Raw genomic sequence first — 11031 nt, forward strand, 5'->3', positions numbered from 1 at the left:
CCCCAGGCACCCCCTACCCCTCGGCCAACCCCCGGAGGGACGTGTCAGCGGATCTGGATCGTGATCGTCGACCCCTTGGGCGCCGTCTTCCCGCCCTTGACCGACTGCTTCTTGACCTTGTCGCCGAAGAGCCCGAGGAGCCCCCGGTCCTCGTCGACCTGGAAACCGGCGGCCTGGAGCTTCTGTTTGGCCTCGTCCACGCTGTCGCCCACGACGTCCGGGACCTCGACCATCTCGGGGCCCTTGGAGATCGTCAGCGTGATCGTGTCGCCCTCGGCGGCTTCCTCGCCCGGGCCCGGCGACTGCTGGGCGATCTGGCCCCTGGCGAACTCCGAGTTGACCCGCTCCTTGGCGATCTCCACCTTCAGACCGGCGTCCTCCAGCTCCGCCCTGGCGTCCTGGACCGACGCGCCCGTGACCTCCGGCACCTCCACCGGCGCGCCCTTGCTGACGGTGAGCGCGACGGCCGAGCCGGAGCGGCGCTCGGTGCCCGCAGCCGGGGCCGTGCTGACCACGGAGCCGCTCTGGACCTCCTCGCTGAACACCTGCGTGACCTGGCCCGGTTCGAGGCCCTGCTCCTTCAGCCGCGACCTCGCCGCGTCCAGGCGCAGACCCTTCATGTCGGGCACCTTCACCATCTCGGGGCCCCTGGAGACGGTCAGCGTCACCGTGTCGTTGTCACGGATGCGGGCGCTCGGCTTCGGGTCGGTGCTGATGACCAGCCCACGCTTGATGGTGTCGTTGAACGCGTACTTGGTGTTCACCTCCAGCCCGGCGGCCTCGATCCGCTGCGTCGCCTGCGCCTCGGACTGCGTCAGCACGGCCGGGACCTTGGTGAACTGGCCCGAGTTGATGTACCAGATGCCCGAGCCGACACCGAGCACGAGCAGGACGGCCACGACGATCGCCAGCGGCCCGCGCCGGACAGCCGGGGCGGTGCGCCGCCGGGGCGCGACCGGAGGGCTCTCGAACCGGCTCGTCCGGTTCACCCCCTCGTCCTCGTTGACCGGCAACGGCCGCTGCATCGACAGCGAGCGCGGGATCACACTCGTCCGGTGCTCGGCACCCGAGTGCTCCGCGGCGATCGCCTGCGGCGGCACCGCGTCCAGTTGCTCGTCACTCAGCGCGGCCCGCACGTCCCGGGCCTGCGAGAACAGTGCCACCGCGTCGTACGGACGCAGATCGGGATTGCGGGCGGTCGCGGAGGCCACCAACTCGTCCAGCTCGTACGGCAGGCCGGGCACCGCTGCCGACGGCGGCGGCACGTCCGCGTTCAGCGCCTGGTAGAGCACCTGCGCGGGGGAGTCACCTGAGTGCGGCTTGCCGCCGGTCAGCATCTCGTAGAGGACGACCCCGCACGCGTACACGTCGACACGGGTGTCGGCCGTGCCGTGCTCCAACTGCTCCGGGGCGAGGTAGGAGACGGTACCGAGGACCTGGCCCGTGGTGTTCGTCACCGTGTCCACGGCCCGCACGAGCCCGAAGTCCGCCACCTTGACCCGGCCGTCGTCCCCTATCAGGACGTTCTCCGGCTTCATGTCGCGGTGCACGAACCCGGCCCGGTGCGCGGCACCCAGCGCGGCGAGCACCGGCTCCAGGATGTCGAGCGAGGCCCGCGGCTGCAGTGCCCCGCGATCGCGCAGCACGTCACGCAGGGTGCACCCGGCGACGTACTCCATCGCGAGGTAGACGTACGAACCGTCCGTCCCCTGGTCGTAGACCCCCACCACGTTCGGGTGGGAGAGCCGCGCCACCGACTTGGCCTCGCGGATGAAACGCTCGACGAACGAGCCGTCGACGGCCAGGGTCGGATGCATCACCTTGAGCGCGAGCACGCGGTCGAGGCGGGTGTCCACGGCTCGGTAGACCGTGGCCATCCCGCCGACGGCGATCCGCGCGTCGATGCGGTACCGGCCGTCGAGCACCTGGCCGACAAGCGGGTCCTGAAGGGTCGTGTCCACGGAGGCGAGTGTAGGGGCCGCCACTGTCAGCGCCGTCCCCCACGTGGCGCGGGAGACGGAATGCAGCAGACCTGTGACTGTTGTGCGACGTCAGCGCGGGCGCGCGGGCTCAGAACGCGGGGCGCTCGGGGTCGAGCCGTGCACGCCCCTCCTGCGGCGACGACGCCTCCGCGAAATGGCGCCGCGGAATGCGTCCGGCCCGGTACGCGAGCCGGCCCGCCTCCACCGCGTGCCGCATCCCCTCGGCCATGAGGACGGGTTCCTGCGCCCGGGTCACCGCTGAGGCGAGCATCACACCGGCGCACCCCAGCTCCATGGCGAGCGCGGCGTCGGACGCCGTGCCCGCTCCCGCGTCCAGGATCACCGGCACACGTGCGTGCTCCACGATCAGCTGGAAGTTGTGCGGGTTGCGGATGCCGAGCCCGGAGCCGATCGGGGAGCCCAGCGGCATGATCGCGGCACAGCCCACGTCCTGAAGCTTCCGCGCCAGCACGGGGTCGTCGTTGGTGTACGGCAGCACGGTGAAACCGTCGTCGACCAGGGTCTCGGCGGCGTCCAGCGTCTCGATCGGGTCGGGCAGCAGGGTGCGCTCGTCGGCGATGACCTCCAGCTTCACCAGGTCGGTGCCGAGCGCCTCGCGGGCGAGGCGGGCGGTCAGCACGGCCTCGCCCGCGGTGAAACAGCCCGCGGTGTTGGGCAGCACACGGATGCCCAGCTTGCGCAGCACCGACAGCACCGAGCCGTGCGCCTCGGGGCTCACGCGGCGCATCGCGACCGTCGTCAGCTCCGTGCCGGACGCCACGAGGGCCCGCTCCAGGACGTCGAGGCTGGGCGCGCCGCCCGTGCCCATGATGAGACGGGACGAGTACGTCGTACCGCCGAGGACGAAGGGGTCGTCGGCCATGGGTCAGCCTCCTTGGACGGCGGTGAGGACTTCGACGCGGTCTCCCTCGGAGAGGGGAGTGGACGGCCACTGCGCGCGCGGGACGACGGTTTCGTTGAGCGCGGCCGCGACGCCCGACGGGGCCGCGGTGAGGGTTCTCACGAGCGTGTCGAGAGCGGTGCCCGCGGCGACCTGCCGCCGCTCCCCGTTGACGAGGACGTGTACGTCGTTCATGCGGGCTGCTCCGTGAGAGAGGCGAGAGAGGCGGCGGAGGAGAAACGCCTGGGTGTGAAGTCGCGCGCCACCTCCGGGAGTTCACCCGTGGTGAGCACATGCGCCATGACGTCACCGGTGACGGGCGTGAGGAGCACGCCGTTGCGGTAGTGGCCGGTGGCGAGGAGGAGCCCGTCGCACTCGGTCGGGCCGAGCAGGGGAGCGTTGTCGGGGGATCCGGGGCGCAGTCCCGCGCGCGTCTCGGTGAGCGGCAGTTCGGTGATCCCGGGGACCAGCTCATGGGCGTCGCGGAGCAGTTCGTACACCCCGCCCGCGGTGACCGTGGTGTCCCAGCCGAGTTCCTCGCTGGTCGCGCCGACGACCAGTTCGCCGTTCTCGCGGGGCACCAGGTAGACGTGGCTGCCGCGGACCACGGCGCGCACGGTCCGGTACAGGAAGGGCGCGTACCGCTTCGGCACGGTCAGCCGGAGCACCTGCCCCTTCACGGGCCGTACGGGCGGCAGGACGTCGTCCGGGACACCCGCGAGCCGCCCGCTCAGGCTGCCCGCGGCGAGGACGACCCGCTCCGCGGCGAGGTCGGTGCCGTCGGCGGCCCTGATCCCCACGGCCCGCTCCCGGACGACGGAGAGCCTCTCGGCCCACGTCCGGTGGAAGACCACCCCGGCGCGCTCGCAGGCCGCGACGAGAGCCCTGGCCAGCCGCCTCGGGTCGATCTGGTGGTCGCCGTCGACACGCAGTCCGCCGCGCACGCCCGGCGCGAGCATCGGCTCCAGACGGCGGCAGTCCCGTCCGTTCAGCCACTCGGACTCCAGCCCCGACTGCTGTTGCAGCGCGTGCAGTTCACGCAGGTGGGCGCGGTCGTCGGCGTCGAGCGCGACCGCGAGCGTGCCGCACTGGCGGTAGCCGAGGTCCAGGCCCGTGACCTCGGTCAGTTCGGCCGCGAAGTCCGGGTAGCGGCGCGCGGACGCCAGGTTGAGGCCCAGCAGTGTCTGCTCCCCGTAGTGCAGCTCGGTCACCGCGGCGAGCATCCCGGCCGCCACTCGCGCGGCCCCACCGCCCGGCTCCGGGTCCACCACGGCCGTGGCGAACCCGCGCTGCGCGGCCCGCCACGCGGTCACGAGCCCGATGATGCCGCCCCCCACGACGAGGACGTCTGATGTACATGTCTCTGACGTACGTGTACGCGACATGGGCGTCCAGCCCCTCCCTTCGCCGGCATGACCCGGATCAGGTTCGTACGGTCGGAGGCCGCCAGCCTCCCTCTCAGCCCGGTGCGTCCGGGCTCCCGCGAGTGCTCTACGTTGGCCAGCCTAGCCCGTGCCGTTCACCTCAGTAAGGGAGCCTCCGCCCATGGCCCGCCCGTCCTACAGATCTCTCGACGGTCTCGTCCTCGCCCCTGTCGCGGACCAGGCTCCAGGTCAGGTGGGTACCCGCACCCGGTTCACGTACCACGAGAAGGACGGCGAGATCTGGGCCGAGTACGCGGGCGGAGATGTCGTACGCGGCCATCTCGTGGGTACGCGTGAGGGTGACCTGCTGGACTTCCGGTACGTGCAGCTGAAGCGGGACGGCACGACGTCGTCCGGGCACTGTGTGTCCCTCGTGGCCGAGCTCCCCGACGGGCGCGTACGCCTGGAGGAGACCTGGGAGTGGGAGTCGCAACCGGGCAGCGGAACGAGTGTTGTGGAACAGGTCACGGACTCCGCCCGCTGACTGACAATCTGTCAGTTGTCTATGGTGATCAGGTGAGCGAGCAGACGGAGGAACGAGGGACACGGCGACGGGTCGTCGTCGTGGGCGCGGGCATGGCCGGGGTGCAGACCGCGGTCGTTCTGCGGGAGCAGGGCTTCGCCGGCCCCGTCACGCTGATCGGCGCGGAGCCGCACCAGCCGTACGACCGGCCGCCGTTGTCCAAGGCCGTCCTGCTCGGCAAGGCCGAGGGATCCGCCTTCGACGTCGACTTCGAGGCACTGGACATCGAGCTCCGGCTCGGCCGCGAGGTGCTCGGCGTGCGCCCTGAGGACCACGAACTCGACACGGCGACGGGCCCGGTCCCGTACGACGTCCTCGTCCTCGCGACCGGCGCGGAACCCGTCCGGCTGCCGGGCGCCGAGGGCGTGCCCGGCGTGCACCTCCTGCGCACCCTGGACGACGCGGAGCGGCTGCGGCCGGTCCTGGCCCGGCAGCACGACATCGTGGTCGTGGGCGCCGGCTGGATCGGGGCGGAGTTCGCCACGGCCGCGCGCGAGGCGGGCTGTGCGGTGACGGTCGTCGAGGCCGCCGACCGCCCGCTCGCGGGAGCCCTCCCCGCCGAGGTGGCCGCGCCCATGGCCGCCTGGTACGCGGACAGCGGGGCCACCTTGCGCACCCACGCGCGCGTGGAGCGCGTCGAGGACGGGACGGTGATCCTGGACGACGGCTCGCGGGTACGGGCGGGCGCGGTGGTCGTGGGCATCGGGGCCCGCCCGGCGACGGTCTGGCTGACCGGCTCGGGCATCGAGCTCGGCGCGTACGGCGAGGTGGTGGCCGACGACCACCTGCGCACCTCCGCGCCGGACGTGTACGCCGTCGGCGACTGCGCGTCCTTCCCTTCGGGAAGGTACGGCGAACGTCTCCTGGTCCACCACTGGGACAACGCCCTCCAGGGCCCCCGCACGGTGGCCGCCAACATCATCGGCGAGTCCCCGGCGCCGTACGACCCGGTTCCGTACTTCTGGTCGGAACAGTTCGGCCGTTTCGTCCAGTACGTCGGCCACCACGCCTCGGCCGACACGACCGTGTGGCGGGGCGACCCCACGGGCGCCGCCTGGTCGGTGTGCTGGCTGCGCGAGGGGCGCCTGGCCGCCCTCCTCGCGGTGGGCCGCCCCCGGGACCTGGCGCAGGGGCGCCGGCTGATCGAGGCGGGCACGCCCATGGACCCGGAACGGCTGGCCGACCCGTCGCGCCCGCTGAAGGCCGCGACGGCTTAGCCCGCCACGGCGTAGCCCACCCCCCGGTCGGCCCACTCACGACCTGCGCCGGAGGCGGCTCGGGTACCGACTGTCAGTCCGGGATGGCAGTCTTGATGTCGTGACCGAGATTGACGCAAAGACCGATGCTCTCGTCCCCGCGTGGCTGAACCTCCCCGAGATCTCCGAGATGCTCGGCGTCGAGGTGACCCGTGTGCGGCAGCTGGTCAAGGAGGGCCAGCTCATCGCCGTACGCCGGGGCGAGAACCGCGCGCTGTACGTCCCCGCCGCCTTCATCGACGGGGACAAGGTCGTCAAGGGCCTGTCCGGCACCCTGACGCTGCTGAGGGACGACGGCTTCACGGATGAAGAGATGCTGGAGTGGCTCTTCACCCCCGACCCGAGCCTGCCGGGCACCCCGGCCCAGGCCCTGAGCGAGAACCGGGGCACGGAGGTCAAGCGCCGCGCCCAGGCGCTCGCCGTCTGACGCTCGCCGTTCGACACTCGTCGTCCGAACCCACAACCGACGTTCGCCGTCCGGCGTACGGGCCACCGCCACGGGCCCCGGCCCCGCCCGTGGCCCGTACGCCACCGAAGCGTGGCCGTACGTCGTACGCCATCGACAACGGGAGAGCCTGACCATGCCCGACACCGCCCGCCGACAGCTCGCCGACGCCCGCGTCTACCTCTGCACGGACGCCCGCAAGCGCCAGGGCGACCTGCCGGAGTTCCTGGACGCGGTCCTGGCCGGCGGCGTCGACATCGTACAGCTGAGGGACAAGGGCATGGAGGCCGCGGAGGAGCTGGAGCACCTCCAGGTGTTCGCCGACGCCTGCCGGCGTCACGGCACGCTCCTCGCCGTGAACGACCGGGCGGACGTCGCCCACGCCGTCCGCTCCGACGTGCTGCACCTGGGCCAGGGGGACCTCCCGGTCCCGGCGGCCCGCGCGATCCTCGGCGACGACGTCCTCATCGGCCGCTCCACGCACGCCGAGGCGGAGGCCGCCGCGGCCGCCGTCCAGGACGGCGTGGACTACTTCTGCACCGGCCCCTGCTGGCCCACCCCCACCAAGCCGGGCCGTCCGGCCCCCGGCCTCGACCTGGTCCGGTACACGGCGGCCCTCGCCACCGACCGCCCCTGGTTCGCCATCGGCGGCATCGACCTCGGCAACCTCGACGAAGTCCTCGACGCGGGCGCCCGCCGGGCCGTGGTCGTCCGCGCGATCACCGAGGCCGACGACCCCGGAGCGGCGGCGGCGGAGTTCGCGAAGCGACTGCGCGCGGCTGCCTAGCCGGCGGCAGACCGGTCCAGGGCGCCGCCCGTCGAGCGGAGATGAGCGAGGCTGTCCGAGGACTGGACAGCAGGGCGGCAAAACGGGCAAAAACCCGTCCTCTGGTTGGGGGACGAGCCCAGCGTGGCTAACCTGCCCGTATGGCCCTAGGAACCGCTTCCACCAGGACTGATCGCGCGACTACCGTGCGTGACATGCTCGTCGACGGCAAGACCACGTACTCGTTCGAGTTCTGGGCTCCCAAGACCGAGAAGGGCGAGCGCAACCTGTGGAACGCGCTCCGCAGGGTCGAGGCCGTCGCCCCCAGTTTCGTCTCCGTGACGTACGGGGCGGGCGGCTCCACACGCTCCGGCACCGTGAAGGCGACCGAGCAGATCGCCTCCGACACCACGCTCACCCCGGTCGCCCACCTCACCGCCGTCAACCACTCCATAGCGGAACTGCGCAACATCATCGGCCAGTACGCCGATGCCGGGATCCGCAACATGCTCGCGGTCCGCGGCGACCCGCCCGGCGACCCCATGGGCGAGTGGGTGCCGCACCCGCGGGGACTGACGTACGCGGCGGAACTCGTCCAGCTCATCAAGGAGTCGGGCGACTTCTGTGTGGGCGTCGCGGCCTTCCCCGAGATGCACCCGCGCTCCGCCGACTGGGACGCCGACGTGCGCCACTTCGTCGACAAGTGCCGGGCCGGTGCCGACTACGCGATCACGCAGATGTTCTTCCACGCCGAGTCGTATCTGCGGTTGCGTGACCGCGTCGCGGTGGCCGGCTGTACGACTCCGGTGATCCCCGAGGTCATGCCGGTAACGAGTGTGAAGATGCTGGAACGGTTGCCCCAGCTCAGTAACGCTTCGTTCCCGCCCGCCCTGAAAGAGCGGATCCTCACAGCCAAAGACGATCCGGCCGCTGTACGCTCCATTGGCATTGAGTTCGCTACGGAGTTCTGCGCGAGGCTGCTGGACGAGGGAGTCCCCGGACTTCACTTCATCACGCTCAACAACTCGACCGCGACGCTGGAAATCTACGAGAATCTGGGTCTGCACCACCCACCGCAGGTCTAAGGCCTGAGCCGCGTACGACTTAAGGGCACAGCGGCCACGGCCGCAGGGAGAGGGGCGTACATGGGCTGGACGGTCCTCTACATCGCGTTCGGCATCGTCGCGCTGTGGCTGCTCGGCGAGGTGCTGCTGCAGTACAAGGCGCGGCTGCGCTGGCGGCTGCTCGCCTTCGCGGGCTTCCTCTGCGTCGTCCTCGGCGTCCTGATGCCCAATGTGATCGTCATCGGCCTCGGCGCCGCCACCTTCGCGGTCGGGCAGACCTACGTCACGCTGTCCTTCCGGCGCGGATTCGCCGCAGGCTGGGCGGTCAAGCGCCCCGACGAGGGCCGCGGCGGCAGCAAGCGCCGCCGCGGTGAGCCGGAGCGCCAGGAGCCCAGCCTGGAGGTCTCCGACCTCCAGGCGACCGCTGACGGAACGTACCGCCAGGACGACGGCTTCGACGGTTTCGACGGCGACGACAACGTCTTCGCCCGTCCCCCGCGACCCGGTGAGTCCCCGGCCGAGACCACCACCGTCTACTCGCCGCAGCCCCTGCCCGACGAGACCGGCACCTACGGCGTCTACAGCGAAGCCGCCTACGCCGCCGCCACCGACCCGTCCTACGCGACCGCCGCCCACTCCCAGGACCAGGCCTTCGGGTACGACGGCTACTCCGGTTACGACCAGCAGCAGTACGGCTACGACCCGGCGCAGCAGCAGTACGCCGCCTACTCCGACCCGTACGCCGGCCAGCAGTCGTACGGCGGCGCGTCGTACGACAGCACCTATGGCGGCCAGCAGGGGTACGACCAGCAGGGCTACGGCCAGGACCAGTACGCCACGGGCGGCTACGGCGATACCCCGCCGGGCGGCGTCTGGGTCCCGCAACAGCGCACCACCGACGACCCGCTCAGCGGCGAACTCCCCCCGGAGCAGTCGTATCCGTACCAGGGCAACGGCCATGGGAACGGAAGCGGGAACGGCTACGACGAGCAGCAGTACCGTTTCTGAGGCCACTTCTGGGGCCACTTCTGAGGCGACCTGGGACCTGCGCCGGAGTCACTGAGATCCCGGTCGCTGAGATCCCGGGTCACTGAGATCCCGGTCACTGAGACCCCCGGAAGTCCTGTCCCTCCACGATCAGGCCCGCGACCAGGGCGCCCGACATGCCGGCGTGCGGCAGACCGCCGCCGGGGTGCGCCCAGCCGCCGACCAGGTACAGCCCGGGGAAGCGGGTCGTGTTGGCCGGGTGCAGGAAGCGGCCGTCGGCCGCGGCGAGTGCGGGCGGCGGGACGGCACCGCCCTCGGCGCCGGTCTCCCGCGCGCTGTGGCCCGGTGTGCGCACCTCGCGCCACAGGAGACGCTCCCGCAGCCCGGGAACGGCGGCTTCGGCGGCGCTGACGAGAAGATCCGCGAACCGGTCGTCGGCCGTGTCACCCGCAGCCCATCCGGCCGCCCCCGCCGGTGCCACCGGTGCCGCCGCCGACAGGACCACGGACTCGTGCTCGTCGTCCGGGCGCAGAGCCGGGTCGTCCGGCCGCAGCACGGTCACCGTGGGACGCGCCGGCTCTTCGCTGCCGGCGGGACGGCAGAGGTGGTCCAACTCGGCCGTGCGGTCCGGCGCGTGCACGACCGTGCGGTGCGCGGCACCGCTCTCGCGCCGCCCGCGCAGGGCCAGCAGCACGGTGAACCGCCCGGAGGACGGCGACATCCGCTCGGGGCGTGCGTCCCCGTCCTCCCGCAGCACGTGCTCGGTCAGACCACTCAGCCGCACGGGATCCACGCCCGCGACCACGTGGTCCGCCTCGGTGACCGTCTTGTCGGCGAGCTCCAGTCCGGCCGCCCGCCCGTCCTTCTCGACGATCCCGGTGACCTCGGTGCCGAAGACGAACTCCACCCGGCGCGCGAGGCACCGCTCGTACACCGCGCGCGCCAACTCCCGTATGCCGCCGCGTACGTACCAGGTGCCGAAGGCGTGCTCCATGTACGGCAGTACGGCCGCGCTCGCCGGGGTGGTCCGGGGGTCCAGGCCGTACGCGAGCGCGTGGGCGTCCAGGAGGGCGGTGAGCCGGGGGTCGCGCAGCTCCCAGGCGGCGATCTCGTCCAGGGTGCTGGCCCGGCGGGTGCGCAGCAGGCGTTTGTGGGGCACCGCGGGGTAGGGCTCGCGCTCGCCGAGCACCCGCCAGTCCTTCCACAGGGGTTCCTCCAGGAGCGGTCGGCGCGTCCGGTCCCAGGCCTCGCGTGCCCGCACCAGGAAGTCACCCCAGTGGTCGCCCGCGCCCGAGCCGAGCGCCGTGTTGAGTGCGTCGACCGTGCCGGCGCGGGAGGCGTTGGGCAGCAGGACGTCGGTGCCGTCCGGGAACACGTGCCGCGACGCCGGGTCCACCTGGACCAGCTCCACGGCTTCCTCCAGGGGCTGCTTGCCCGTCTTGAGGAACAGGTCGCGGTAGACGGCGGGGAGTGGCAGCAGGCCGGGGCCGGTGTCGAAGGCGAAGCCGTCCCGCTCGAACCGGGTGACTGCGCCGCCGTACGTTTCCGCCCGCTCGTACACCGTCACCCGGTGTCCTGCGACGGCGAGCCGGGCGGCGGCCGCCATCGCACCCATGCCGGCGCCGATCACCAAGATCCGTCCCATACCGGCGACTTTATCGCCCCCACCGCCCCTACCCGTCC

At 72.1% G+C, this 11031-nt stretch carries 11 protein-coding genes and 1 riboswitch; of the genes, 6 read left to right on the plus strand and 5 right to left on the minus strand.

Going from position 1 to position 11031, the window contains the following annotated elements; all coding sequences use genetic code 11:
- Positions 1–44 precede the first annotated feature (44 nt).
- The 4 genes from pknB to thiO all read right to left on the minus strand — a co-directional run bounded on the left by pknB (position 45) and on the right by thiO (position 4268).
- Positions 45–1961, minus strand: coding sequence for a Stk1 family PASTA domain-containing Ser/Thr kinase (gene pknB / locus FNH08_RS32580; protein WP_322725878.1), 1917 nt, complete (start codon positions 1959–1961; stop codon positions 45–47).
- A 109-nt stretch (positions 1962–2070) separates the two neighbouring features.
- Complete coding sequence (locus tag FNH08_RS32585) at positions 2071–2865, minus strand: thiazole synthase (protein ID WP_152775126.1); 795 nt, start codon at positions 2863–2865, stop codon at positions 2071–2073.
- Between the two features lie 3 nt (positions 2866–2868).
- Positions 2869–3078 carry a sulfur carrier protein ThiS gene (gene thiS, locus FNH08_RS32590; RefSeq protein WP_152775127.1) on the minus strand — a complete coding sequence of 70 codons (210 nt, stop codon included), beginning with the start codon at positions 3076–3078 and terminating at the stop codon, positions 2869–2871.
- Positions 3075–4268 carry a glycine oxidase ThiO gene (gene thiO, locus FNH08_RS32595; RefSeq protein ID WP_152775128.1) on the minus strand — a complete coding sequence of 398 codons (1194 nt, stop codon included), beginning with the start codon at positions 4266–4268 and terminating at the stop codon, positions 3075–3077. Before thiO ends, thiS begins: the two co-directional genes overlap by 4 nt.
- Positions 4266–4377, minus strand: a riboswitch (TPP riboswitch). It overlaps the preceding gene by 3 nt.
- Before the next feature lie 51 nt (positions 4378–4428).
- On the opposite strand from thiO, the gene FNH08_RS32600 reads away from it, so the two are divergent.
- The 6 genes from FNH08_RS32600 (at position 4429) to FNH08_RS32625 (ending at position 9369) form a co-directional block, all read left to right on the plus strand.
- Positions 4429–4791: a hypothetical protein gene (locus FNH08_RS32600; protein ID WP_152775129.1), complete on the plus strand. Its 363-nt coding sequence runs from the start codon at positions 4429–4431 to the stop codon at positions 4789–4791.
- A gap of 32 nt (positions 4792–4823) precedes the next feature.
- Entirely contained in the window at positions 4824–6047 is a 1224-nt protein-coding gene (locus FNH08_RS32605; RefSeq protein WP_322725879.1) for an NAD(P)/FAD-dependent oxidoreductase, read from the plus strand.
- A gap of 100 nt (positions 6048–6147) precedes the next feature.
- Positions 6148–6513 carry an Rv2175c family DNA-binding protein gene (locus FNH08_RS32610; RefSeq protein WP_322725880.1) on the plus strand — a complete coding sequence of 122 codons (366 nt, stop codon included), beginning with the start codon at positions 6148–6150 and terminating at the stop codon, positions 6511–6513.
- Positions 6514–6667: 154 nt separating this feature from the next.
- Complete coding sequence (gene thiE, locus FNH08_RS32615; RefSeq protein ID WP_152775131.1) at positions 6668–7318, plus strand: thiamine phosphate synthase; 651 nt, start codon at positions 6668–6670, stop codon at positions 7316–7318.
- Positions 7319–7458: 140 nt separating this feature from the next.
- Positions 7459–8382, plus strand: coding sequence for a methylenetetrahydrofolate reductase [NAD(P)H] (metF, locus tag FNH08_RS32620; RefSeq protein ID WP_152775132.1), 924 nt, complete (start codon positions 7459–7461; stop codon positions 8380–8382).
- 60 nt (positions 8383–8442) lie between these two features.
- Complete coding sequence (locus FNH08_RS32625) at positions 8443–9369, plus strand: SCO2102 family sporulation regulator (protein WP_152775133.1); 927 nt, start codon at positions 8443–8445, stop codon at positions 9367–9369.
- Positions 9370–9463: 94 nt separating this feature from the next.
- Here the strand turns inward: FNH08_RS32625 and FNH08_RS32630 are convergent, their stop codons facing one another.
- On the minus strand, positions 9464–10993 hold the full coding sequence (locus FNH08_RS32630; RefSeq protein ID WP_152775134.1) for a phytoene desaturase family protein: 1530 nt from the start codon (positions 10991–10993) through the stop codon (positions 9464–9466).
- Positions 10994–11031 lie beyond the last annotated feature (38 nt).

Source organism: Streptomyces spongiae, assembly GCF_009377185.1.
Classification (GTDB): domain Bacteria; phylum Actinomycetota; class Actinomycetes; order Streptomycetales; family Streptomycetaceae; genus Streptomyces; species Streptomyces spongiae.

Coding starts and splice junctions, on each gene's coding strand:
- FNH08_RS32585 (WP_152775126.1), bottom strand. CDS start 2,865: ATGGCCGACGACCCCTTCGTCCTCGGCGGTACGACGTACTCGTCCCGT.
- thiS (WP_152775127.1), bottom strand. CDS start 3,078: ATGAACGACGTACACGTCCTCGTCAACGGGGAGCGGCGGCAGGTCGCC.
- thiO (WP_152775128.1), bottom strand. CDS start 4,268: ATGTCGCGTACACGTACGTCAGAGACATGTACATCAGACGTCCTCGTC.
- FNH08_RS32600 (WP_152775129.1), top strand. CDS start 4,429: ATGGCCCGCCCGTCCTACAGATCTCTCGACGGTCTCGTCCTCGCCCCT.
- thiE (WP_152775131.1), top strand. CDS start 6,668: ATGCCCGACACCGCCCGCCGACAGCTCGCCGACGCCCGCGTCTACCTC.
- metF (WP_152775132.1), top strand. CDS start 7,459: ATGGCCCTAGGAACCGCTTCCACCAGGACTGATCGCGCGACTACCGTG.
- FNH08_RS32625 (WP_152775133.1), top strand. CDS start 8,443: ATGGGCTGGACGGTCCTCTACATCGCGTTCGGCATCGTCGCGCTGTGG.
- FNH08_RS32630 (WP_152775134.1), bottom strand. CDS start 10,993: ATGGGACGGATCTTGGTGATCGGCGCCGGCATGGGTGCGATGGCGGCC.